Origin of the sequence: Haloprofundus salinisoli, assembly GCF_020097815.1 — an archaeon.
Classification (GTDB): Archaea; Halobacteriota; Halobacteria; order Halobacteriales; family Haloferacaceae; genus Haloprofundus; species Haloprofundus salinisoli.
On record NZ_CP083663.1, the window covers coordinates 2,579,983 to 2,601,740 of the forward strand.

General features: G+C 66.3%; 25 protein-coding genes. 12 read left to right on the forward strand and 13 right to left on the reverse strand.

Translation table 11 applies throughout. From position 1 onward, the window contains the following. The first annotated feature begins 54 nt into the window (after positions 1-54). Both LAQ73_RS13645 and LAQ73_RS13650 read left to right on the forward strand, forming a co-directional pair. Complete coding sequence (locus tag LAQ73_RS13645) at positions 55-1,122, forward strand: mRNA surveillance protein pelota (RefSeq protein WP_224268817.1); 1,068 nt, start codon at positions 55-57, stop codon at positions 1,120-1,122. A 105-nt stretch (positions 1,123-1,227) separates the two neighbouring features. Further along, on the forward strand, positions 1,228-1,671 hold the full coding sequence (locus LAQ73_RS13650; RefSeq protein ID WP_224268818.1) for a DUF8215 family protein: 444 nt from the start codon (positions 1,228-1,230) through the stop codon (positions 1,669-1,671). A gap of 22 nt (positions 1,672-1,693) precedes the next feature. On the opposite strand, the gene LAQ73_RS13655 is transcribed toward LAQ73_RS13650, so the two are convergent. Beyond that, positions 1,694-2,692: an ornithine cyclodeaminase family protein gene (locus LAQ73_RS13655; protein ID WP_224268819.1), complete on the reverse strand. Its 999-nt coding sequence runs from the start codon at positions 2,690-2,692 to the stop codon at positions 1,694-1,696. A 128-nt stretch (positions 2,693-2,820) separates the two neighbouring features. After that, the gene (locus LAQ73_RS13660) at positions 2,821-3,045 is read right to left on the reverse strand and encodes a DUF8015 family protein (protein ID WP_224268820.1); all 225 of its coding nucleotides are present in this window, start codon (positions 3,043-3,045) and stop codon (positions 2,821-2,823) included. A 382-nt stretch (positions 3,046-3,427) separates the two neighbouring features. On the opposite strand from LAQ73_RS13660, the gene LAQ73_RS13665 reads away from it, so the two are divergent. After that, positions 3,428-4,717 carry an MFS transporter gene (locus tag LAQ73_RS13665; RefSeq protein ID WP_224270770.1) on the forward strand — a complete coding sequence of 430 codons (1,290 nt, stop codon included), beginning with the start codon at positions 3,428-3,430 and terminating at the stop codon, positions 4,715-4,717. Between the two features lie 36 nt (positions 4,718-4,753). Here the strand turns inward: LAQ73_RS13665 and LAQ73_RS13670 are convergent, their stop codons facing one another. After that, the gene (locus tag LAQ73_RS13670) at positions 4,754-5,176 is read right to left on the reverse strand and encodes a DUF3054 domain-containing protein (RefSeq protein ID WP_224268821.1); all 423 of its coding nucleotides are present in this window, start codon (positions 5,174-5,176) and stop codon (positions 4,754-4,756) included. Between the two features lie 167 nt (positions 5,177-5,343). Here LAQ73_RS13670 and LAQ73_RS13675 point away from each other — a divergent pair, with 167 nt between their 5' ends. Both LAQ73_RS13675 and fen read left to right on the forward strand, forming a co-directional pair. Beyond that, a complete protein-coding gene (locus LAQ73_RS13675) occupies positions 5,344-5,964 on the forward strand; it encodes a GNAT family N-acetyltransferase (RefSeq protein ID WP_224268822.1) in 621 nt (206 codons plus the stop codon). A gap of 25 nt (positions 5,965-5,989) precedes the next feature. Further along, positions 5,990-6,970, forward strand: a complete 981-nt coding sequence (gene fen, locus LAQ73_RS13680; RefSeq protein WP_224268823.1) for a flap endonuclease-1 — start codon at positions 5,990-5,992, stop codon at positions 6,968-6,970. Here fen and LAQ73_RS13685 read toward each other — a convergent pair whose 3' ends face one another. Further along, positions 6,971-7,411: a DUF7988 family protein gene (locus LAQ73_RS13685; protein WP_224268824.1), complete on the reverse strand. Its 441-nt coding sequence runs from the start codon at positions 7,409-7,411 to the stop codon at positions 6,971-6,973. Positions 7,412-7,726: 315 nt separating this feature from the next. Here LAQ73_RS13685 and LAQ73_RS13690 point away from each other — a divergent pair, with 315 nt between their 5' ends. Then, the gene (locus LAQ73_RS13690; protein ID WP_224268825.1) at positions 7,727-7,984 is read left to right on the forward strand and encodes a BolA family protein; all 258 of its coding nucleotides are present in this window, start codon (positions 7,727-7,729) and stop codon (positions 7,982-7,984) included. An 83-nt stretch (positions 7,985-8,067) separates the two neighbouring features. After that, positions 8,068-9,291 (forward strand): AGE family epimerase/isomerase, encoded by a 1,224-nt coding sequence (locus tag LAQ73_RS13695; RefSeq protein ID WP_224268826.1) that lies wholly within the window; start codon positions 8,068-8,070, stop codon positions 9,289-9,291. Positions 9,292-9,295: 4 nt separating this feature from the next. On the opposite strand, the gene LAQ73_RS13700 is transcribed toward LAQ73_RS13695, so the two are convergent. Next, on the reverse strand, positions 9,296-9,442 hold the full coding sequence (locus LAQ73_RS13700; protein ID WP_224268827.1) for a hypothetical protein: 147 nt from the start codon (positions 9,440-9,442) through the stop codon (positions 9,296-9,298). A 171-nt stretch (positions 9,443-9,613) separates the two neighbouring features. Here LAQ73_RS13700 and LAQ73_RS13705 point away from each other — a divergent pair, with 171 nt between their 5' ends. The 3 genes from LAQ73_RS13705 (at position 9,614) to gatE (ending at position 13,398) form a co-directional block, all read left to right on the forward strand. After that, on the forward strand, positions 9,614-11,020 hold the full coding sequence (locus tag LAQ73_RS13705; RefSeq protein WP_224268828.1) for a class II fumarate hydratase: 1,407 nt from the start codon (positions 9,614-9,616) through the stop codon (positions 11,018-11,020). 147 nt (positions 11,021-11,167) lie between these two features. Next, positions 11,168-11,338, forward strand: a complete 171-nt coding sequence (locus LAQ73_RS13710; RefSeq protein ID WP_198665728.1) for an HVO_2901 family zinc finger protein — start codon at positions 11,168-11,170, stop codon at positions 11,336-11,338. Between the two features lie 191 nt (positions 11,339-11,529). Continuing rightward, the gene (gene gatE / locus LAQ73_RS13715; protein ID WP_224268829.1) at positions 11,530-13,398 is read left to right on the forward strand and encodes a Glu-tRNA(Gln) amidotransferase subunit GatE; all 1,869 of its coding nucleotides are present in this window, start codon (positions 11,530-11,532) and stop codon (positions 13,396-13,398) included. Between the two features lie 92 nt (positions 13,399-13,490). Here the strand turns inward: gatE and LAQ73_RS13720 are convergent, their stop codons facing one another. Beyond that, on the reverse strand, positions 13,491-13,796 hold the full coding sequence (locus LAQ73_RS13720; protein ID WP_224268830.1) for a HalOD1 output domain-containing protein: 306 nt from the start codon (positions 13,794-13,796) through the stop codon (positions 13,491-13,493). A 139-nt stretch (positions 13,797-13,935) separates the two neighbouring features. Further along, entirely contained in the window at positions 13,936-14,421 is a 486-nt protein-coding gene (locus LAQ73_RS13725) for an Lrp/AsnC family transcriptional regulator (RefSeq protein ID WP_224268831.1), read from the reverse strand. 193 nt (positions 14,422-14,614) lie between these two features. Between LAQ73_RS13725 and LAQ73_RS13730 the strand changes: the two genes are divergently transcribed. After that, a complete protein-coding gene (locus tag LAQ73_RS13730; protein WP_224268832.1) occupies positions 14,615-15,571 on the forward strand; it encodes a DMT family transporter in 957 nt (318 codons plus the stop codon). A gap of 78 nt (positions 15,572-15,649) precedes the next feature. On the opposite strand, the gene LAQ73_RS13735 is transcribed toward LAQ73_RS13730, so the two are convergent. Further along, complete coding sequence (locus LAQ73_RS13735; RefSeq protein WP_224268833.1) at positions 15,650-16,939, reverse strand: MFS transporter; 1,290 nt, start codon at positions 16,937-16,939, stop codon at positions 15,650-15,652. A gap of 180 nt (positions 16,940-17,119) precedes the next feature. Here LAQ73_RS13735 and LAQ73_RS13740 point away from each other — a divergent pair, with 180 nt between their 5' ends. Further along, positions 17,120-17,560, forward strand: a complete 441-nt coding sequence (locus LAQ73_RS13740) for a MaoC family dehydratase (RefSeq protein ID WP_224268834.1) — start codon at positions 17,120-17,122, stop codon at positions 17,558-17,560. 6 nt (positions 17,561-17,566) lie between these two features. On the opposite strand, the gene LAQ73_RS13745 is transcribed toward LAQ73_RS13740, so the two are convergent. The 5 genes from LAQ73_RS13745 to LAQ73_RS13765 form a co-directional block, all read right to left on the reverse strand. After that, positions 17,567-18,337 carry an RNA methyltransferase gene (locus tag LAQ73_RS13745; protein ID WP_224268835.1) on the reverse strand — a complete coding sequence of 257 codons (771 nt, stop codon included), beginning with the start codon at positions 18,335-18,337 and terminating at the stop codon, positions 17,567-17,569. Next, positions 18,334-18,957 carry a DUF8114 family protein gene (locus tag LAQ73_RS13750; RefSeq protein ID WP_224268836.1) on the reverse strand — a complete coding sequence of 208 codons (624 nt, stop codon included), beginning with the start codon at positions 18,955-18,957 and terminating at the stop codon, positions 18,334-18,336. The genes LAQ73_RS13745 and LAQ73_RS13750 overlap by 4 nt, the downstream gene beginning before the upstream one ends. Before the next feature lie 79 nt (positions 18,958-19,036). Continuing rightward, positions 19,037-19,633 (reverse strand): riboflavin synthase, encoded by a 597-nt coding sequence (locus LAQ73_RS13755; protein WP_224268837.1) that lies wholly within the window; start codon positions 19,631-19,633, stop codon positions 19,037-19,039. 49 nt (positions 19,634-19,682) lie between these two features. Beyond that, positions 19,683-20,708, reverse strand: coding sequence for a M48 family metalloprotease (locus LAQ73_RS13760; RefSeq protein ID WP_224268838.1), 1,026 nt, complete (start codon positions 20,706-20,708; stop codon positions 19,683-19,685). A gap of 22 nt (positions 20,709-20,730) precedes the next feature. Continuing rightward, positions 20,731-21,708 (reverse strand): M48 family metallopeptidase, encoded by a 978-nt coding sequence (locus tag LAQ73_RS13765; RefSeq protein ID WP_224268839.1) that lies wholly within the window; start codon positions 21,706-21,708, stop codon positions 20,731-20,733. Positions 21,709-21,758 lie beyond the last annotated feature (50 nt).

A 21,758-nucleotide genomic window follows, 5' to 3' on the forward strand; every position in this document is an offset into this window, starting at 1 on the left:
CCGTGACTGCGCCGATGCAAAGCCACCTTAACCCCCGAGGGCGAGATTCGAACCATGCGAATCGCTGGCCGTGGTCGCGGCGAGGAGGGGCGCGAGCGCATCACGCTCGTTCCCGAGAACGTCGACGACCTCTGGCACCTCTCGTACGTACTCGAACCCGGAGACCACGTCTCGGGCGACACGACCCGCCGCATTCAGCGCGCCGACGACCAGATGCGTGACACCGGCGGCGAGCGCGAACATCTTCACGTCACCATCGAAATCGACGACATCGAGTTCGCCCGCTTCGCCAACCGACTCCGGGTCGGCGGCGTCATCGTCGGCTGTTCTCGCGAGGACCAACTCGGCCACCACCACACGCTCAACGTCGAGGAGCGCGGCGAGATAACCATCGAGAAACACTTCAAACCGGACCAGATCGACCGCATCGAGGAGGCCGAGCGCGCCACCGAGAACCCCGACGTCGTCATCGCCACCGTCGAGGAGGGCGAGGCGTACATCCACACGGTCGCGCAGTACGGCACCGAAGAGTACGCCTCCTTCACCGCGCCGACGGGGAAAGGCGAGTACGCTCGTCCGCGCAGCGAGCTGTTCGACGAACTCGGGTCGGCGCTGTCGCACGTCGACGCCGACACCGTGATTCTGGCCGGGCCGGGTTTCACGAAACAGGACGCGCGCGACCACATCGCCGACAACTACCCCGAGGTGGCCGAGAAGATGACCACCGTCGACACCGCGAGCGTCGGCGACCGCGGCGTCCACGAGGTGCTGAAGCGCGGCGCGGTCGACGAGGTGCAGAAGGAGACGCGCATCGCCCGCGAGGCCGAGCGCATCGACGACCTGATGGAGCGCATCGCCGAGGGGGCGAAGGCCGCCTACGGGGTCGAGCAGGTGGCGCAGGCCGCGGAGTTCGGTGCCATCGAGGAACTGCTGATTCTGGATTCGCGCCTCCGCGACGAGCGACAGGGCCGCGGCGACTGGGAACGGGACGTCAACGAGATAATCGAAACCGCCGAGCAGAAGGGCGGCGAGGTGACCGTCTTCTCCGCGGAGTTCCAACCCGGCCAGCAGTTGAAGAACCTCGGCGGTATCGCGGCGCTCCTTCGGTACCGACTCGAGTAGTTCTCACCACCGTCGTTCCCTCGCCAGGAATCGGTCGCATTCGCCCGTGGGAGAGCGTCACGCCACGGGGATGACGCTTTTGCGTGTCGAATCCTACCTCCGCCCGTGGCGCGCCGCAGATCGGACCGACGGACGCTGACCGACCGGTTCGAGCGGTGGCTCGACTTCGTCTTCTTCGCGGCGATGGAGGTGTCGTTTCTCTCGTTGCCGGTGCTCGTGCTTCTGCTCGGCGTCCGGCCGGCCGGACCGGTGTCGGCGGCGGCGCTGACCTCGCTTTCGACCACCGTCGTCGCCGTCGGAAGCTTTCGGGGACGGACCCTCGACGTCGGCGCGTGGCCGCGCGTCGGTCAGCTTCGGACGATGCCGATTCGGTCGGCGTACTACGGTGCCGTCATCGGCGGCGGAACGCATCTCGGAACGGTCGTTCACCTCGAAACCGGCGTCGGGTGGGCCGTCGTCGTCGTTCCCGCCCTCCTCTCGGTGCTCGCGCTGGCGGCGTTGCCTCGCGCCCTCGACACGCTGTTTCGCGTCTCTCGGGCGAGTCTCTGACCAGCGGGTCGGTGCGCGGCGGTCACTCGCCGGTAAGCGCCTCGCTGGCGGGCGCGAGGTCGATAGTCGTCCCGAGTCCTTCGTCGCGCGCCTTCTCGTACAGCATGTACGCCGCGGCGACCGTCTCGATGCCGGTGCCGCCGCTGTCGAACAGCGTGATCTCTTCGTCGTCCTCGCGGCCCGGCACCTCGCCGGCGACCACCTCGCCGAGTTCGGCGTAGATGTCGGCTTCGGTGACGACGCCCGCCTCCATCGCGTGGAGGAACGACCCGGCGTCCTCGGTCGCGCGCGCTCGGAGGTCGGGGACGTACTTCGAGCGCTCGATAGTCGTCGCGTCGACCTCCCGTTTGTCGGCGTTGTACTGGCCCATCGCGGTGACGTGGGTTCCCGGTTCGAGCAGGTCGCCGTCGAACACCGGCTCCGGGGCGTTCGTCGCCGTGATGACGACGTCCGCGCCCTCGACGGCGGCGGCGCTGGAGGCGACGGCGGCGACGCTCGCGTCCAGCAGGCGGTCCATCTCCCCGGCGAACGACTCGCGGTGTTCCTTCGTCGGCGAGTACACCCAGACGGTGTCGAGGTCGCGGACGGCGGCCGTCGCGCGCAACTGTCCGCGGGCCTGCGCGCCGCTGCCGATGACTGCGACCGACTCGGCGTCCTCACGGGCGAGAGCGTCGACGGCGACGCCGCCCGCCGCCCCCGTCTTGAACGGGTTCATGCTCGCGCCGTCGAGCAACGCGAGCGGTTGACCCGACTCGGCGTCGAAGAGCGGCGTCATGAACCACGCGTCGCGTTCGCCGAAGCCTGCGGCGTACATGTAGCCGCCCATCGCGCCGGTCTCGGGGAGGACGGCGGCGTAGGTGGTGAACATCCCCGGCGGGTCGCTGTTGACGAGTTTGGTCCGCGGTTCGGCGGGCGCGCCCTCGCCGCGCTGCCGATAGCCCTCCCGCACTGCGTCGACGTACTCTGCGGACGTTGCGAGTCCGGCCACATCGTCACTCGTGAGAAACAACGCGTCTGTCATACTCGACGAGACGGACGCGACGCCTAAAACCGTGCGGGCGTCGGCCAGAAGAGCAAGACCTCGTCGAGAAGACGAACCGGAGAACGGAGAATCCGAAATGCGAGAAGAGAGAAGAGACGGGAACCGGCTCAGTCAGCGTTGAGTTGCTGGGGCTGGGTGTTCTGCGAGACCGGACTGGGTTGGCTCTCCACCGGACCGTTGACGAACAGGGCGTGGCCCATGATGCCGACCGAACCCATCGCCGCGATGGGGACGGCGGTCGTGAGACCGACGCCGACGGTGGTGAGTATTGCAGTGACTCCGAACAACACGAGCGGAATGAGTCCAAGAACGTAGTCGTAGTATCCCGTCATAATGTATTACAAAGTATGCATGGGGGATATATAATTCTTTCCTGTGACCAAAACACAACCACCAGAAAATTAGCAGGTAGGATTTCTATAAGTTATGAGAATACACGGCCGCTTCGGGCCGTCGTCGACCCGGAGCGCGGCTCTCTCGAAAATGGCGTTTCAGCCCCGGAAACGGCTGAAATCGACACTCAGTGGGACGTCCTAGGGTGTGTCTCTATCTCAAAGGTAGCTCGCAGCGTCCGTGTAACGACTCCGCTATTCTCTCTGAATTCGGCGCGCCGGCTGGAGTTTCGTCCGGTTTGCCCCCATCGGTGCGTTAAACCGTTCCGTCGTCAGAATCACCATCGTGAACCGTAACGACCGTTCGATTGTGGCGCTCGTGATGCTCGCGCACGGGATGGTCCACACCTACGAGTTGTCCGTTCCCATCTTCGTCACGATCTGGCTGAGCGAGTTCGAGACCATCAATCTCGGTCTCGCACAGTTTCCGGTGAACTCGGCGACGCTCGGGTTAGTCGTCACCGCGGGCTACGGCCTCTTCGGTCTCGGCGCGCTCCCCGGCGGGGTGCTCGTCGACCGGCTCGGCTCGCGCCGTCTCATCACGCTCTGTCTGCTCGGAATGTCCGTCTCGTTTTTCGTTCTCGGCGTCTCGCCGGGCGTTCTCGCTATCGCCGTCGCCTTCCTCTGTTGGGGTGCGGCCGCGAGCGTCTATCACCCCGCGGGACTGGCGCTCATCAGTAAGGGCGTCGAGGAGCGCGGAACCGGGTTCGCCTACCACGGGATGGCCGGAAACATCGGCATCGGCCTCGGGCCGCTCGTCGCCGCCATCCTCCTGTTGTTCGTCGACTGGCGCATCGTGGCGGTCGTCCTCGCCGTCCCGGCGCTGTTGGCGGCGCTGTTCGCCAGCCGCGCCGAGTTCGACGAGAACGCCGCCGTCAGCGGGGCAGCCGTGGAGACGGACGGCGGGGGCGATTCCAAGGCCGACGCCGGCGTCGAGTCGTGGGCGGAGTTCGTCACCGAGTCGAGACGGCTGTTCGCCGGCAGCTTCGTCTTCGTCTTCGTCGTCGTGATGTGCTCGGGACTGTACTACCGCGGCGTTCTCACGTTCCTGCCGCAGTTGCTGGCGGGGCTGCCGGGTGTCGACCCCGTGTCGATCTCGGCGTTCATCCCCGACGACCTGCTCGCGTCGGTCGGCCTCGAGGCCTCCGGCGACAGTCAACTCAACCCCGAGCGCTACATCTACTCGGGGCTGCTCATGATCGGCGTTCTCGGCCAGTACGCGGGCGGGAAACTAACCGACAGGTACGCCCCCGAGAAGGGTATCGCCGGCGCGTTCGCCGGACTGGCAGTTCTCGCGCTCGTCTTCCTCCCGGTGGCGAACATGGGTATCGTCCCGCTACTCGTCGTCGCCGCGATTCTCGGCTTCGCGCTGTTCGTCGTCCAGCCGCTGTACCAAGCGACCGTCGCGGAGTACACGCCCGCGGGGACGCGCGGTCTCTCGTACGGCTACACCTATCTGGGCGTCTTCGGCATCGGCGCGCTCGGCGGCGCGATCGCGGGCGCGATTCTCGAATACGCCTCGCCCGAGGTGCTGTTCGTCACGCTCGCGGCGTTCGCCGCAGTCGCGTCGCTGGTCGGCGTCTACCTCTCGCGGAGCGCGTCGAAGGTCTGAGTTCGAGTCGGCTGTCGGAAGAATCGGAGTTGGTTTTCAGCGGACTTTGAACACGAGCCATCGCCAGACGCCGAGTCCGACGCCGACGGTGACCAGCGTGACGACGATGAAAATCGGGTCCGCGCCGCCCTCGAAGAACGGCGAGGCGCGGATGCCGAGACCGATAATGTCCGCGGGTATCCACGACCGAACGGCGAGCGGAATCGACGCCTTCGCCGACTCGCCCGCGCCGGCGGAGTACGCGCCGACCAGCGGGGCGCAGACGAGCCAGCCGACGTAGAACGGTACGAGCGTCGAGACCCAACCGACGGTGTCGGTCGTGAGGTAGGAGACGCCGCCGTTGTGCATCATGACGCCGAGCGTCAGCACGAGGCCGATGACGAGCACGTCACCGACGGCTAAGGGCAACGTCCCCCGGTCGATTCGTTGGTCCCAGAACGATTCCGATTGGGTGGCCATATCGGGAGATTTGCATGGGGCCTAATGATTGTCCGGTTTGTCGTTTTCGCACGTGAGTGTGTGACACGCTGTCCTCGGTGCGGAGTTTCGCTCGCAGTCGCTGGCGGCGACCACCGGGCGCGACGGCGGACCACACGGTCTTTGTCGCGGCGCGCGAATCGAACGGTATGGAGTACCGCGTGCTCGGCTGGCCGGCGGACGGGCCGACGCTGCGCCTCGACTACCGACAGTTCAGCTACGCCGGGAAGTTCGTCATGTCGAACACGGGGAAAGCGGTCGTCCGCGTCGACGACGAGACACTGGCCGAGGAAGCGCGAGGAGCGGCCGACGAAGACGAGTTCGACCGCGACGTGCTCGCCGCCGTCGCGTTCAACGAGGACCGGACCGACCCCGGTACGCTCTGGATTCGCTACGTCACCGTGCGCGAGGACCGCCGCGGCGACGGGCTCGGTCCGGGGCTCGTCGCGTTTCTCGCGGAGCGGGTGAAGGAGCGGGGTTTCCACCGCCTCCGAATCGCCGTCAACAACCCGTTCGCCTATGAGGCGCTGTACAAAGCGGGATTCGCGTACACGGGTCGACAGACCGGACTGGCGGAGTTGGTGTTGGCGCGCGAGTTGGGCGGCGAGAGCGGCGGAGATGCGGACCACGGCGACCGCGGCCGCTACCAGTCCGGGCTGGACGTCTATCGAGAGCGCGAACTCGGCGACGACGAGCGGACGTTTCTCGAATCGAGGGCCGACGCCGACCCGCCGGAACGAATCGACGCGCCCGGAAGGGCGGACGTTTAACTCCGAGACGGTCTAACGACGGCCAATGGGAAACGCAGCGTTGCGCCAGTTGGCGGCGCTCTCTGAGGTGTCGTTCGACGACCTCGACGGGAGAATCGTCGCCGTCGACGCGCACAACTGGCTCTACCGGTATCTGACGACGACCGTCAAGTGGACCCGCGACGAGGTGTACACGACGAGCGGGGGCGAGGAAGTCGCCAACCTCGTCGGCATCGTCCAGGGCCTCCCCAAGTTCTTCGAGCACGATCTCGTCCCCGTCTTCGTCTTCGACGGTGGCGTGACGGAGTTGAAAGACGACGAGGTGGCCGAGCGGCGCGAACAACGCGAGAAGGCCGAAGAGCTGCTCGAAGACGCCCGCGAACGCGGCGACCACATCGAGGTCGCCCGCCTCGAAGCGCGCACGCAGCGGCTGACGAGCGTCATCCAGCAGACCAGCCGCGAGTTGCTCGACTTCCTCGACGTTCCCTACGTCGAAGCGCCCGCCGAGGGCGAGGCGCAGGCGTCGTACATGGCCCGCCGCGGCGACGCCGACTACGTCGGCAGCGAGGACTATGACACGTTGCTGTTCGGCGCGCCGCTGACGCTCCGCCAGCTCACTAGTTCGGGTAATCCGGAACTGATGGACCTCGACGCGACGCTCGAAGAGCACGACCTCACCTACGAGCAACTCGTCGACGTCGGCATCCTCTGCGGGACGGACTTCAACCCCGGCGTCGACGGCATCGGCCCGAAGACGGCGCTCAAGTTGGTGAGAGAACACGGCGACCTCTTCTCGGTGCTGGAGGCGCGCGGCGAACACGTCGAGTTCGCCGACCGCATCCGCGACCTGTTTTTGGACCCGCCGGTCACCAACGAGTACGAGTTCGACACCGACCTCGACCCCGACATCTCGGCGGCGCGGGCGTACGTCACCGAGGAGTGGGAAGTCGACGCTGACGAGGTCGAACGCGGTTTCGACCGCATCGACGACGCGCTCAGTCAGACCGGACTGGACCGCTGGACCTGATTATCTGAATTCGACGGAGACGATTTCGTCGGGCGTTTCGCCGCGGCGGCGGTACCGCGGGTCGCCGGCGTCGATGTCGCTGCCGTCGCCGCGTTCGACCTCGAAGACGCGAATCGAAATCACGAGGCGACCGGGTTCGAGCGTCGCTCGGAGCACCGGCCCCGTCGCGGTGATGACGACATACGGCGGTGCGGCGACCGCCGGGGCCGCGAGCTGGTACCCCCCGGCGTCGACGCAGCGGGCGAGCAGGCCCGGTAGTCGGTCGGTGATACCTGCGCGGGCGAGAACGGCTTCGAGCGGGGGAACGACGTGCCCGCGGTCGGTCGTCGTCTCGTCGGGCCACCCGGCGGCGACGGCGTCCGCGCAATCGACGACGCTGGCGAGAAGAGTGGACTCCTCCGAGAGTAGGTGCGCTCGAACACGGTCGGTGACAGACGACACGGCGGGTGCTCACGCTACGGCTACAAAACGGTTGACCACCGGAGGCGGCGTACCGACCGCGGCCCGACCGGTTCCGACGGACGATAGTCGGGTAGATTATAAATGTTAGTTTACACGTTTGTGCAACCGTCACACGGCTGTCGACCGCGGTGAGTTCTCAAGAAACGTCTCGATGCAGAGAGACCGTCCCGTCGCCGACGTCTCCGCCACGTGGCGCACGCTCATGACCGTCGGGGGTATCCGGCCGGCGGACCTGCGAGAACGGTCCATAGAACATTCGCGTCGTTTTTAGTCGTTGCGCGCCCCGCATCTCACATGGATCTCAGCGAGATAGAGCAGCTCATCGAAGCCAGTATCGAGGACGCCGAGGCGACCGTATCGCGGCCGCGAAGCCCCGACGAGAACCACGAGGACGCCCACTTCGCGGCCGTCGTCGTCTCCCCGACGTTCGAGGGAAAGTCGCTCGTCCAGCAACATCAGATGGTGTACGACGCCCTCGGTGAGCGCATGACGACGGACATCCACGCGATGGAGATCAAGACGTACACGCCCGACGAGTACGACGCGCGGTAGCGTCTCGGCCGACCACTCCGGCCCCACCTCGACTACCCGCGCCCCTACGTTTTTGCTCCGCGCTCGCGTCGGGTCCCACAGCAATGACCGACCGGTTTCGGGACCCCGCGTGGCTTCGCGGCCACGTCGCAGACGTGTTGACGTTCTACTATCCGACCTGCGTCGACGAGGCCCGCGGCGGCTTCGTGGCCCAGCTCGACGAGCAGACGGGTCGCATCTACGACCCCGGACCCCGACATCTCGTCGCCTCCGCGCGGTTCGTCGTCAACTTCGCCCGCGGCGCGCGTCTCGACGAGACGACGGCGGGCGTCGACGCCACCGACGCCGACGTCCTCGGATGGTGCCGCTCCGCGGCGACCCGCGGCGCGGACTTCCTCGCCGACGCCCACCACGACGCCGAGACGGGCGGCTATCGTTGGCTCCTCTCGGGCACCGACCCCGTCGACGAGCGACGTTCCTGTTACGGCCACGCGTTCGTTCTGCTCGCCTACGCCGAAGCGACGATGGCGGGCGTCTCCGGCGCGCGCGAACGCCTCGAAGCGACGTACGACGTTATCGACGACCGGTTCTGGGAGGAAGAGTACGGTCTCTGCCGGAGCGAACTCGACGCCGACTGGAACCCCGTCGAACCCTATCGGGGACAGAACGCGAACATGCACATGTGCGAGGCGATGCTCGGCGCGTACGAGGCAACCGACGAGCGCCGATACCTCGACCGGGCGCTGACAATCGCGCGGCGGATGACCGTCGACCTCGCGGAGGCGACGGGCGGTCGCCTCTGGGAACACTACACCGAAGAGTGGGAGCACGACTTCGAGTACAACCGCGACAGCCCCGCCGACCAGTTCCGGCCGTGGGGGTACCAGCCGGGCCACCACGCCGAGTGGGCGAAGCTGACCGCGATGCTCTCCCGACACGGCGACGAGCCGTGGCTCCGGCGGCGGGCGACCGAACTGTTCGAGGCCGCACTCGACGGCTGGGACGACGAGTACGGCGGGTTCTACTACACGCTCGACCGGGACGGAAAGCCGGTCGTCGACGACAAGTACGGGTGGCCGGTCGCCGAAGCCATCGGTGCGGCGGCGGCGCTGTCGGACGCCGTCGGCGGGAGCGGCGAAGAGCGGTATCTGGAGTGGTACGACCGCCTCTGGGCGTACGCCGAATCGAATTTCGTCGCCTCCGGCGGAAACTGGTACACGCGACTCACGCGTGAAAACGAGTACGTCGACACTGACGAGGGGCCGGCCGTCGAGCCGGGCTATCACCCGGTTGGGGCGTGTTGGGAGGCGCTGCGGAGTCTGGACTGACGCCTCAGAGCCGCGGTTCGGCGTCTTCGAGCGCTTCGAGCGACCGGTTCTTCAGCGCCTCGCCGGTCTCGGCGTCGGAGAGGTTGATCGCCGACTCCCATCGATAGGTGAGTATTGTCCCGGATTTCTTCGGTTGCGAGTGAATTAGCACCACGTGTAACGACTGACCGTCGGACGGACCTGTGACGGGTCACGAGCGTCTTCGCGGTTCGCGAGTTTTGAGCGTCGAGACGCCACAATACGGCCGCTCAGTCCCTACCGGTACACGTGTGGGACAGCCGGTATCGGTGGCTTTTACGCCTCAGTCTACGTGGGGGCGACCATGAGCGACGACTACCGTACGGAGCAGGACAGCCTCGGCGACATGCAGGTACCGGCCGACGCCTACTGGGGCGCACAGACCCAGCGCGCCGTGGAGAACTTCCCCATCTCGGGGATCACCTTCGGACGACGGTTCGTCCGCGCGCTCGGCGTCGTCAAGAAGGCCGCCGCGCAGGCGAACCGCGACCTCGGGCTGATCCCCGAGGAGAAAGCCGACGCCATCGTCGCCGCCGCCGACGAGGTCATCGCCGGCGAGCACGACGACCAGTTCCCCGTCGACGTGTTCCAGACCGGTTCGGGCACGTCGTCGAACATGAACGCCAACGAGGTCATCGCCAACCGCGCCGCCGAGCTCGTCGGCGCGGAGATCGGCTCCCGCGAGGTCCACCCGAACGACCACGTCAACTTCGGGCAGTCGTCGAACGACGTCATCCCGACCGCGATGCACGTCTCGGCGCTCGAAGCCGTCGAGAAGGACCTGCTTCCGGCGCTGGACGAACTCGCCGCGGCGCTCGGCGAGAAAGAGACCGAGTTCGACGGCGTCGTCAAGACCGGTCGGACGCACCTGCAGGACGCGACACCGGTCCGTCTCGGACAGGAGTTCGGCGGCTACCGCACGCAGATAGAGAAGGGCATCCGCCGCGTCGAACACACCCGCGAACACCTCTCGGAGTTGGCGCTCGGCGGGACGGCCGTCGGAACGGGCCTCAACACCCACCCCGAGTTCCCCGAGAGGGCGGCCGAGTACATCGCCGAGGAGACGGGCATCGAGTTCCGCGAGGCCGACGATCACTTCGAGGCGCAGGCCGCCCACGACGCGATGGGCGAGGCCCACGGCGCGCTCCGAACGGTCGCGGGGTCGATGAACAAGATAGCCAACGACCTCCGCCTCCTGGCGTCGGGTCCCCGAAACGGCCTCGGCGAGATCGAACAGCCCGAGAACCAGCCCGGTAGCTCCATCATGCCCGGCAAGATCAACCCGGTCGTCGCCGAGGCGGTCAACCAGGTCCACAAGCAGGTCGTCGGCAACGACGCCGCCGTCGCCGCGGGTGCGGCAGAGGGCCAGATAGACCTCAACCTCTACAAGCCGGTGTTGGCGCACAACTTCCTCGAATCGTCGGAACTGCTCTCGAACTCCGCGGAGGTGTTCGCCGACCGGTTCGTCCGCAAACTCGAAGCCAACGAGGAGTACGCCGCCGAACAGGTCGAGCGGAGCATGGCGCTGGCGACGGCACTCAACCCCGCCATCGGCTACGACAAAGCGTCGAAAGTGGCGAAGCAAGCGCTCGCAGAAGGCAAGACCGTCCGCCAAGTCGCCGTCGAGGAAGGCTACCTCACCGAGGAGGAGGCCGACGAGGTGCTCGACCCCGAGAAGATGACCCACCGCGGCATCCTCGGCGACGACTGACCGCACGGAGGGCCGGGTTCGACGACTGTTCGCATTCGTCACCGGTTCGTCGAAACGAAACCGACAGACGGCGATACGGCGCGCTAACTGTTCACGAAACCGTCGAAAAGCGACATCTTGATGGGGTGTGCACGTGATTTTTTCCTCATGGTCGGGATGAACGTCCTACGCGAGTCGAAGGGCCGCGACATGTTGCTGTGCCGAAAGTGCGGAGCCGAGTTCCCGGAGGGCCAGGCCACCCGAGACGGCTGGCACTATCGGTGCCCCGAGGACGACTGCGACGCCGAAGGACTCGGCGAGGGACTTCGGCGCGCCTGAGCGCACCTCGCTAACCGTATCGCCACGAGAACGACTCACTGCGGCCCTGCGGAACATCGACTGCGACCCGTGTCGGACGCTCTCATCACTCACGCTCTTTCGCGCCTCCTCACCGACGAGGGACCTCCCGCCGACGTCCCGCGAGCGGGAGACTGAACCATTTTTACGCCCCCCGCGCACAGGGAGAGACAATGACGGAGTACGACTACGAGGAGCTCGGCCTCGTCGCGGGGCTGGAGATTCACCAGCAGCTCGACACCGCGACGAAGCTGTTCTGCGACTCGCCGACGGTGCGCCGCGAACCCGAGGAGGCGACCCGGACGTTCACGCGATACCTCCACCCCACGCGGAGCGAACTCGGCGAGATCGACGAGGCGGCGCTGGAAGAGAGCCGCGTCGACCGCGAGTTCGAGTATCTGGCCTACGACACCACCTGTCTCGTCGAGGAGGACGACGAACCGCCGGCGGAGCTCGACCGCGAGGCGCTCGACGTGGGGATGCAGATAGCCGAACTGATGGAGATGTCGGTCGTCGACCAGGCGCACGTGATGCGGAAAATCGTCGTCGACGGGTCGAACACCTCCGGTTTCCAGCGCTCGTCGCTCGTCGCCCAGGACGGCGAAATCGAAACGAGCGAAGGCGCAGTGGGAATCGAGGACCTCCTGCTCGAAGAGGAGTCCGCCCAGCGCATCGAAGAGCGCGACGACGGCGTCCTCTACAGCCTCGACCGTCTCGGGATTCCGCTGGTCGAAATCGGCACGAAACCCGACATCTCCTCGCCCGAACAGGCGCGGGAGGCCGCCGAAACCATCGGGATGCTGCTCCGGTCGACGGGCAAAGTCAAGCGCGGCCTCGGCACCATCCGACAGGACGTGAACGTCTCCATCGCCGACGGCGCGCGCGTGGAGATGAAAGGCGTCCAGAGCCTCGACGACATCGACGACATCGTCCGCAACGAGGTCGGCCGGCAGGTCGAACTCTTGGCCATCCGTGACGAACTGCAGGAGCGAGACGCGCACGTCGGCGACCCGCGGGACGTGACCGACGTGTTCGCCGACAGCGACTCCGGGGTTATTCGCGGTGCCCTGGATTCGGGCGGCAAAGTAACCGGCGTCCGCCTCACCGGCTTCGACGGTCTCGTCGGCCGCGAACTCCAACCGGACCGCCGTCTCGGCACCGAACTGTCGGACCACGCCAAGCGCCACGGCGCGGGCGGCATCTTCCACACCGACGAACTGCCCGCCTACGGCGTCACCGACGAGGAAGTCGCGGCGCTGCGCCAGGCGGTCGGCGCGGAACCCGACGACGCCGTGGCCATCGTCGCCGCCGACAGCGGAACCGCGGACCTCGCCATCGACGCCGCCGCGGCGCGTGCGGAGGCCGCCATCGAAGGCGTCCCCGAGGAGACGCGCGGCGCGAACGACGACGGTACGACGCGATACCTCCGGCCGCTGCCGGGTGCAGCGCGGATGTACCCCGAGACGGACGTGCCGCCGGTCGAACCCGACCCCACCGAAGTCGAGGTGCCCGAACTGCTCACCGAGAAGGTCGAGCGCTATCAGGCGGAGTTCGGCCTCGACGCCGGTCTCGCCGAACAGGTCGCCTACGGCCGCCGGATGCCGTTGTTCGAGCGGGCCGTCCGCGACGGCGCGGACCCGACGTTCGTCGCCGGGTTGGTCGAGAGTACTGTGACCGAACTGCGGCGCGACGACGTGGCCGTCGAGAACCTCGACGCCGAGCACTTCCTGGCCGTCATCAGACTCGTCACCGACGGCGACCTCGCCAAGGAGGGCGTCAACGAGGTGCTGGCGCTGCTGGCCGAGAATCCCCAGCTTTCGGCGGAGGCGGCCGTCGAGGAGGCGGGCCTCTCGGGCGTGAGCGAGGACGAGGTGCGCGACGCCGTCGTCGGCGTGGTCGAGCGCAACGAAGAACAGGTCGAGGAGGAGGGAATGGCCGCGTTCTCGGGACTGATGGGCGAAGCGATGGGCGCGCTTCGCGGCCGCGCCGACGGCGAAGTCGTGAGTAGCGTGCTCCGCGAAGAGATCCAAAAGCGCGCCTGAGTCGCAAGCGTCTCGATTCTATCGGTCGGTCGTTACAGTTCCGTAATCGGGTCGTGAGTCGTCGGTCCAGTGTATTTCGTCGGTCCGCGTCGCTACGTCGCCTCGATGGGGTCGAGGGCTATACAGCCGGGGCTGCGAATCGTCACCTCGAACCCCTCGTAATCGAACGTGACGACCCGGTGACTCGGTCGCTTTCTCGTGGCTGACTCGTCGAACAGCGTTTCGAGTGCGTCGGAGTCGACGACCCTGTACAGCGGGGTAATCTCGACGGGGGAGGCGTCACGAAGCGCCGAAACCGTCCGGACGAGTTCCTCGACGACCGAGTCGACGCACGGGTTGAAGAGGGTGCAGTAATCGCTTGGAGCCGAAGCGTTGCTCACGTGGTTCTGTGCCGACATCACTCCCAGTATGGGACCGAGAGAAATAACCCGGGGTATCTCACTAAATATGGCTGCTTCCACCCCTGGCAGAGTGTCGTCTCGGCGAACCGATACGTCGGTCGAACAGTGAGGGAGATGGGACGGACGAGTGGCGCGGTCACTCCTCGGCGAGCTCCTCGACGAGCGTCTCGACGCTGTAGCTCTGGAGCACTCGTTGACTGTCGCGCAGCGTCGAGATCACGTACGTCGAGTTGGTCCGGTCGACTTCCTCGATGGCCTCGAACTCCGAGATGAGTCGTTCGACCATCTCGCTGCCGGTCAGGCGGGCGATGACGATGAAGTCGGTCTCGCCCATCGTGAAGTACGTCTGCGTGACCCCCTCGATCTCCATGAGTTTCCCGCCGACGTCCTCGTACGACCCGCTGTAATCGGCCAGCACTTCGACGATGACCGTGACGCCGAGGCCGAACTTCTCCAAATCCACGTCGTAGAGGTCGTTCTCGATGATACCGTCCTCCTTCAGGTTGTTCAACCGGTAGTGAATCGTCGACACCGGGATACCCGTCTCTTCGTGGAGGCGTTCGGGACTGCCGGTCCCGAGGTCCGAGATGGCCTTCAGAAGCGTGATGTCGCGCTCGTCCATGGCCAGTCAGTTCGGACGATGCCCCTATGTAGCCACCGACGACCGACGGGTTGGAGCTTCGTCCAATCAGATTCGAACCGAGAGCGCCGTTCTCCAACCGACACTCCGGTCAACACTATCACGTTCGACCGTAACCCATTCTATTGTAGACAAATTTAAGAAGATGCGGAAAAGACGAACGAAGTACGAACCGATGTCTCTCCGTCGTCTCTATCACCAACATTCGACCGCAGTGTTGTTCGCCTGTCTCGCCGCGTTCTGGGGCACCTCCTTCGTCGCCATCGAAGTCGGCCTCCACTACGTCCCGCCGCTGTACTTCGCGGGCGCGCGGTACGCCGTCGCGGGCGCAGTCGTCTTCGCGTACGCCGTCGCCAGGAGCGACCGGTGGCTCCCCTCGGGACGCGACGAGTGGCTCGTCGTGAGCATCGCCGGTCTGTTCCTCATCGGCGCGTACCACGGCCTGCTGTATCTCGGCGAGCTGCGGGTGTCGGGACCCGTCGCGGCCGTCGTCATCAGCCTCACGCCCATTCTCACCGCCGTCTGCGCGAGCGCGCTCCTCCCCTCGAAGGGGCTGAGCGCCGGCGAACTCGCCGGCCTCGGCCTCGGTCTCGTCGGCGTCGTCGTTCTCGTCGCTCCCGACCCGACGGCGCTCGAACTCGGCTCGGCGCTCGGCGTCGCGCTCGTGTTCCTCAGCGCCGCCTCGTTCGCGCTCGGCTCCGTGCTGACCCGGCCGCTGGAGTCTGACCTCCCGCTGGTGTCGATGGAGGCGTGGGCGATGCTGCTCGGCGCGGGGTCGCTGTTCGTCGGCGGCGCGCTCCGGGGTGAATCGGTAGCGGCGATTCACGTGACGCCCGTCGCCGTCGCGTCGTTCATCTACCTGACGTTCGTCTCCGGCGTCGTCGGATTTCTCCTTTACTTCGAGCTGCTCGACCGGACCGGACCGACCGAAATCAACCTCGTCGGCTACGCCGAACCGGTCGTCGCAACGCTTGCGAGCGCGGCGCTCGTCGGTCACGTCGTCGAGGCGAACGCGTTCGTCGGCTTCGCCGCCATCTTCGCTGGTTTCGCCGTACTGAAGCGCGATGCACTCCGCGAGTTCGTCGCCCGCGACGTGCCCGCCGCCAACGACACGTACCCGGACGCGGACTGACCGTCCCTCGACGCCGACCGACCGTCCCTCGACGCCGACCGGCGGGACGACGGCTGGTCCGTACGCCCGCTCTCGGAGCTAGTCAGTCGAAAACGGCGAGCGTCGCGCCGTGACGGTCTCTTCGACCTGCGTCCAGACCAAGACGGCGCCGACGGCCGCCAGCGACGCCCCGAAGGCGAACGGGACCACGAACCCGAACGAGACGAGAAAACCCGCCGCCAGCGGGCCGAACGCGACGCCGAAGCCGAACGCCATCGTCAGCACCGAGAGCGTGGTCCCCGACTTGCCGTCGGGTGCGAGATCGCCCGCGAGCGCGAGTGCGGGCGCGAACACCATCGCTCCCGCGATGCCCTGCGCGAAGCGGGCGGCGAACATCGGCCACGGGTCGTATATGACGCCCTGGACGAGCGTCGTCGGGACCAACAGCACCATCCCGACCAGGATGAATCTCCGCCGACCGTAGAAGTCGGTCGCTCGCCCGATCGGCACTTGGAGAAATATCTGGGCCAACACGAACGCCGCGAACTGGAGGCCGAACAGCGTCGGCCCCTGGTCGAGTCGCGCGTTGATGATGTCGCCCAGCGTAGCGAACAGCGCGATACCGACGGCCATGAAGAAGGAGACGACGCCAAGCGTGAACACCGGGTCGAGCACGCCCCGTCCGCTGCGGTCGAACACGGAGATGCCGTCGAGCGCGCCGCCGTCCTCGCCGACCGACGCGTCCGCGGTGACGTTCTCGGGGTCGCGGATCAGCGAGAGGATGAGGACGAAACTGACGGTCGCGGTGAACGTGGCGAAGTAGAACGCGGCGTCGAAGCCGCTGAACTGGACCTGCGTTCCGCCCACGCCGATCGCGTACGGGCCGGCGGAGACGACGGCCCCGGCCGCGATGGGGCCGACGCCGAAGCCGACGAGCCTGAACGTGTTGTACGTCCCCATGTTGCCGCCGCGGTTCGTCTCCGACGCCAGATCGTTGACGAGCGCGACGGTCGTCGGGATGATGAGCGCGCCGGCGACCCCCTGCAGGACGCGCAGCCCGACGAGATGCCAGTATGCGGAGGCCAGCGAGTACGAGAAACTGGCGATGCCGATGAGGAGCAAGCCGGCGAGGACGAATATCTTGCGTCGCCCGGTCCGGTCCGACAGTCGTCCCGTGAACGGCTGGAGCGGGCTGTTGACGAAGCCGAACAGCGAGAGGACGATGCCGGTGACCGCAACCTCAGTCAGCCCGAAGGTGTCGCCCGAAACCAGTTCAGTTCCGATGAAAAGCGGGAGGACGACGATGAGAAACGAATTTCCCACGGACTCGGTCATCCTCGCCAGCGCGAGCGCCAGCACCTGCGAATCGACGCCCAGTCGGTTCGACATCAGTCCGAACTCACCGCGTCTGACCGCGCCATACACCCGCTTCGGAGTCTCGACGCAATACGGTTGTGGAAGCGGCGGTCGACGGGAGGAGTCGCCAGTCACCTGCGAAATCGGGGTGACCGGTCCGGCGCGGTTCCGACGCGGGCAAGCTATTTGCGCCGCTCCCGTGTCTGGACGGACATGCCGATTTACTTCGAGGACCTCGCGGTCGGCGAGACGACCGAGTTCGGCGAGTACGAAGTGACCGAAGACGAGATAATCGAGTTCGCCGGGCGCTACGACCCGCAGTTCTTCCACGTCGACCCCGAGAAAGCCGAGGAGACGATGTACGGCGGCCTCATCGCCTCGGGTTGGCACACGGCGTCGATGACGATGCGGATGCTCGTCGACGGCTTCCTCTCGGAGGCGGCCTCGATGGGTGCGAAGGGCGTCGACGAACTCCGGTGGTACCGTCCGGTGCGACCGGGTGACGTGTTGCGGGTGCGAAACGAGGTGTTGGAGAAGGCAGTCGAGAGCGACGAGCGGGGTCTCGCGCACGTGCGGACGACGACGCTGAACGGCAACGACGAGGAAGTGTTCTCGATGGTCGGACTGGTGATGTTCGGACGAAAACCGGAGTAGTTCGCGCTACCGCCAGCGGTCGGGTTCGTCGTACTCCTCCAAGAGGTCGCGTCGGTGCCGAAGTTGACGGTTCGTCCGGCGGAACAGGCCCAAGAGCGTCGAAATTTCGCGGTCGGTCGGGTGCGCCCGGCCGACCAAGCGGCGCACCAACCGCGTCGTCTTGTCGCGTTTGTGCTCGTCGTAACCGGTCGCGTCGAGCAGGTCGTCGAACAGGTCGTAGAACCGCTCGATGTCCTCCTCGGGCGCGCGCGACAGCTCCACGTCGGGGAGTTGCGTCTCCTCGACGGTCAGCTCCCGCAGTTCGTACATCAGCACGGTGGCGGCCTGTCCGAGGTTGAGCACGGGGTACTCGTCGCTCGCCGGAATCGAGCAGATCTCGTCCATCCGCTCCAGTTCGCCGTTGTCCAGGCCGGTCCCCTCGCGGCCGAAGACGAGCGCGGTGCGCGTCTCGACGGTTTTCAGGCTCTCGCGGAGTTCGACCGGCGTCTTGAACGGGTAGCGGACGTGGCGACGGCTGTCCTCGTTCGTGATGGCCGTGGTGGCGACAGTGTGGTAGTTCTCGACGACATCGTCGAACTCGACCGTCTCGGCGTTCGGCAAAACGTCCTCGCGAGCGTGACCGGCGAACCCGTAGGCGTCGCCGTCGCGGTGTAGTTCCGGCGGGTCGACGAGTTTCAGTTCGGAGAGACCGAAGTTCTTCATCGCCCGCGCGATGGTGCCGATGTTGCCGGGCGTCTTCGGTTCGACGACGACGACGACGGGGTTCTGCCTGCTCATTTCCGCGGGTACTGCTGGCCGAGGTCGACGCCCTCGAAGTCCAACTCCTCGGGTTCGTCGCCTTCGTCGTCCGCATCGTCCGCGTCGTCCACGCCGTCCGCGCCCGCCTCCGCCGCGTCGGGACCGTACTCGCGCAGGTCGATACGCTCGCCGTCGAACTCCTCGTTGATGCGTTCCTGGAGTTCGTTCGCGTCGGGCGGACTCGGCATGTTGTCGGGGTCGGTGTCGACGTGTTCCATCCCGGCGTAGCCGTCGGGCGCGCGGCCGCCGTCGGCGAACCACTCCTGGAACTCGTCGCGGAACAGTTCGTCGCCGACGAACTCGCGGCCGCCGGCCTCGCGGAACCAGTAGAGGAAGTCCGCCTCGTGCACCTCGCAGAGGACGACCTCGTTCAGTGGTTCGCCGTAGACGATTTTCGCCTGTCGGCAGCGCTCGACGTTCTCCTCTCCGTGGACGAGGTAACAGGCCTGACACGGTTTCTCGACGAGCATACTGAGCCGGAGGAGTCGCTGGCGGGGGTCCTCCGGAATCTCGTCGAGCGGTTTGAACTCGCCCTCCTCGGTGAAGATTTCGGACTCCTCGAACCGCCAACCGCGGAGTCCGACGCTCACTTTCGCCATTACGCGGTCGTAGCCGGTCGGCGGATAAAAAGCACGTGACTTCGGCGGTGCGGGGTCGCTACGCTTCGGCGGCGACTGTCTACTGCGCCGCTTCGACCGCCAACCGCCGCTCGACGTACTTCGCCAGCACGTCGGCTTCCAGATGAACGGGGTCGCCGATGTCCTTCTCCGTGAGTGTCGTCAGCCGAAGCGTCTCCGGAATCGCCGCGACCGTGAAACGTCGGTCGTCGTAGTCGGCGACGGTCAACGATGCGCCGTCGACGGCGACGGCCCCTTTCTCGACGAGATAACCCGCGAAGGAGTCGGGAACCTCGAAGGCGAACTCCACTCCTTTCTCCTGTTCGCGGATTTCGGCCACAGTGCCCGTGGTGTCGACGGTTCCTTTGACGACGTGGCCGTCGAACCGGCCGTCGACGGGCATCGGCCGTTCGAGGTTCACCGCGTCGTCGACGCGGAGGTCTGAGAGATACGTCCGCGCGAGTGTCTCCTCCGTGGCGAACGCCTCGAACCAGTCGTCGCTTCGGCGTTCGACGGTGAGACAGACGCCGCTGATAGCGGCGCTGTCGCCGACGGCGAGGTCAGATGCAAGAGGGGTTTCGACGCGGAGTCGACGGCCTTCGGCGGCGGGTTCGGTTTTCGAGATGCGGCCGGTCGCTTCGACCAGTCCAGTGTACATACGTTGACAGATGCGAGCCACATTAAAGTCGTTATGTTTCTCAGATATGTTATGGTGGGGTCGCAGTTTGCACCTCGCGCTCGGCCGCCTGAAGCCTCGACACCCGGTCGCCCACCGACGGGTGCGTCCGCAGGAACGTCCGGTAGACGAACGCCTCGTAGCGGTCCGAGTAGTACGTCAGCGTCGCCGGTTGGTCGCCCTCCGCGCCGAGCATCAGCGGTTCGTCCGGTTCGACTTGCTCGGGGGAGACGACGGTGAACGCCGCGACGCTCTGGGCGCTCCGGAGGTCTTCGACCGGGTGTTTGCCGAGTTCCGTCTCGATGGACGAAAGCGCGCTCGCCAACGACGCGGGGTCGCCAGTGATCGCGACGGCCCCGCGGTCGGCGGCGAGTTCGCGCACCCGCGAGAACGAGGCGATGAGCGAGCGGCCGAGAAAGGAGAACAGTCCGGCGACGAGCGAGACGACAGCCGAGAGGAAGGCGACGATGGCGACGAGACCGCGGCCGCGGACCGCACCGCCGCTCCCGACGAGTCGCTCGCTCGTCGCGCTCGAAAGCTCGTGCAACCGACTGGCGACGGCCGTCGGCACCGAAATCGCGGTCATCAGCGCCACGTCGCGGTTTTTCACGTGCGCCAGTTCGTGGGCGACCACGGCTCGGAGTTCCGCGTCGTCGAGCGCGCGGAGCATCCCGAGCGAGATGACGAGCGTCGCGCTGCCGGCGGTGTAGCCGGTGACGAACGCCTCGGGGGCGTCGTCGTCGGAGACGGCGATTGCGAGCATCGGCAGGTCAGCCTGCTGGGCGACGATGCGGACGATACGGTGGAGGCGCGGCGAGGTGTCGGCGTCGACTTCGTAGGCGTCGGCTTCGCGGACGACGCGCGCGCCCTGCGTGAGTTCGAGCGCACCGAAGCCGAGGAGGACGACTGCAGCGCCGACGGGCGCGACAACCATCGGCCAACCGAAAAACACCGCGAGCGCGCCGAATCCTGCGACGAGTGCGACGGTGAACGCGAGGGCGACGACGCCGAGGAGGGCGGTGGCGAACGCCATTCGAGCGAGGAGGGACCGGTCCATGCGTGTACTGTTCATTCAGGTTTCATAACTCCGTCGGCGACCCTGTTTCGAGTTCGTTTTCGAGTTCGGAAAGGCGGCTCAAACGCTCTTCGAGTGAGGGATGCGTCGCAAGGAGGTGGCGTCTGTTCCACCAACGCACCGTCGACGTATCGGTGTACGGCGAGACGATACCGAACGCGGCATCGTGGCGTCGCATATCCTCCGGTGTGTCGACGGTCGCGCCGTCGAGTTTTCGGAACGCACTGGCGAGGGCGCTGGGGTCGCCCGTTAGGGCGGCAGCGGCGCGGTCGGCCGCGAACTCTCGCGCTCGGGAGAAATCCGCGAGCAGCAGTTCGCCGACGAGACGCAGCGGGGCGGTCACGACCGACAGCACGGGACCGAGAAGCGGCTCGTCACTGAGTTCTTCGGCGAGGACGACGGGCATCGAAACCGCGGTCATGACGGCCACGTCACGGTTTCGGACGTGCGCGAGTTCGTGAGCGACAACCGCCCGCAACTCCGCGTCGTCGAGTTCCCTGAGCAACCCCGTCGAGAGGGTCACCGTCGTCGATTCGGACCGGACTCCGAGCGTGTACGCCCGCAACTCGTCGGTCTCGGCGAGTTCGACATCCGGTTTCGGAACGCCGTACTGCTTTGCGGCGTACTCGACAGCGCGGTGGAGTTCGCCGGCGTTCGACCGACTCGGGTAGTGGAGGTTTCTGTCGAGGAGCGTCCGCCGCTGTTCGGCAAAGTGTCCGCCGACAAACTTTTCGAGCATTTTGAGGTAGAACATCGGGATTGTGAGCACGATAATGACGAAAAACAGCACCTCACGGCCGGTCATCGACTGGAACGGAATGGAAATCGCCCACGTTCCCGAGACGTACATGGTGTAGATGCCGGCGAAGATAGCGACTATGACCGCCAACGGTAGCAGCACGAGTGGACCCGCGACGAGGACGAGCAACACGAGCGTCCGTACCATCCGACGGCGAAGCGCCGTATCCGGCGTCCAGTTCATTGCACACGCTTCGGATAATTGATTGATAGTTATGGACGCCATTCCGGGGC

Bases quoted from the DNA above. Each gene is read 5' to 3' on its own strand.
- LAQ73_RS13645 (WP_224268817.1), top strand. From the start codon at position 55: ATGCGAATCGCTGGCCGTGGTCGCGGCGAGGAGGGGCGCGAGCGCATC.
- LAQ73_RS13655 (WP_224268819.1), bottom strand. From the start codon at position 2,692: ATGACAGACGCGTTGTTTCTCACGAGTGACGATGTGGCCGGACTCGCA.
- LAQ73_RS13660 (WP_224268820.1), bottom strand. From the start codon at position 3,045: ATGACGGGATACTACGACTACGTTCTTGGACTCATTCCGCTCGTGTTG.
- LAQ73_RS13665 (WP_224270770.1), top strand. From the start codon at position 3,428: ATGCTCGCGCACGGGATGGTCCACACCTACGAGTTGTCCGTTCCCATC.
- LAQ73_RS13670 (WP_224268821.1), bottom strand. From the start codon at position 5,176: ATGGCCACCCAATCGGAATCGTTCTGGGACCAACGAATCGACCGGGGG.
- LAQ73_RS13675 (WP_224268822.1), top strand. From the start codon at position 5,344: ATGGAGTACCGCGTGCTCGGCTGGCCGGCGGACGGGCCGACGCTGCGC.
- fen (WP_224268823.1), top strand. From the start codon at position 5,990: ATGGGAAACGCAGCGTTGCGCCAGTTGGCGGCGCTCTCTGAGGTGTCG.
- LAQ73_RS13690 (WP_224268825.1), top strand. From the start codon at position 7,727: ATGGATCTCAGCGAGATAGAGCAGCTCATCGAAGCCAGTATCGAGGAC.
- LAQ73_RS13695 (WP_224268826.1), top strand. From the start codon at position 8,068: ATGACCGACCGGTTTCGGGACCCCGCGTGGCTTCGCGGCCACGTCGCA.
- LAQ73_RS13705 (WP_224268828.1), top strand. From the start codon at position 9,614: ATGAGCGACGACTACCGTACGGAGCAGGACAGCCTCGGCGACATGCAG.
- LAQ73_RS13710 (WP_198665728.1), top strand. From the start codon at position 11,168: ATGGTCGGGATGAACGTCCTACGCGAGTCGAAGGGCCGCGACATGTTG.
- gatE (WP_224268829.1), top strand. From the start codon at position 11,530: ATGACGGAGTACGACTACGAGGAGCTCGGCCTCGTCGCGGGGCTGGAG.
- LAQ73_RS13720 (WP_224268830.1), bottom strand. From the start codon at position 13,796: ATGTCGGCACAGAACCACGTGAGCAACGCTTCGGCTCCAAGCGATTAC.
- LAQ73_RS13725 (WP_224268831.1), bottom strand. From the start codon at position 14,421: ATGGACGAGCGCGACATCACGCTTCTGAAGGCCATCTCGGACCTCGGG.
- LAQ73_RS13730 (WP_224268832.1), top strand. From the start codon at position 14,615: ATGTCTCTCCGTCGTCTCTATCACCAACATTCGACCGCAGTGTTGTTC.
- LAQ73_RS13735 (WP_224268833.1), bottom strand. From the start codon at position 16,939: ATGTCGAACCGACTGGGCGTCGATTCGCAGGTGCTGGCGCTCGCGCTG.
- LAQ73_RS13740 (WP_224268834.1), top strand. From the start codon at position 17,120: ATGCCGATTTACTTCGAGGACCTCGCGGTCGGCGAGACGACCGAGTTC.
- LAQ73_RS13745 (WP_224268835.1), bottom strand. From the start codon at position 18,337: ATGAGCAGGCAGAACCCCGTCGTCGTCGTCGTCGAACCGAAGACGCCC.
- LAQ73_RS13750 (WP_224268836.1), bottom strand. From the start codon at position 18,957: ATGGCGAAAGTGAGCGTCGGACTCCGCGGTTGGCGGTTCGAGGAGTCC.
- LAQ73_RS13755 (WP_224268837.1), bottom strand. From the start codon at position 19,633: ATGTACACTGGACTGGTCGAAGCGACCGGCCGCATCTCGAAAACCGAA.
- LAQ73_RS13760 (WP_224268838.1), bottom strand. From the start codon at position 20,708: ATGGACCGGTCCCTCCTCGCTCGAATGGCGTTCGCCACCGCCCTCCTC.
- LAQ73_RS13765 (WP_224268839.1), bottom strand. From the start codon at position 21,708: ATGAACTGGACGCCGGATACGGCGCTTCGCCGTCGGATGGTACGGACG.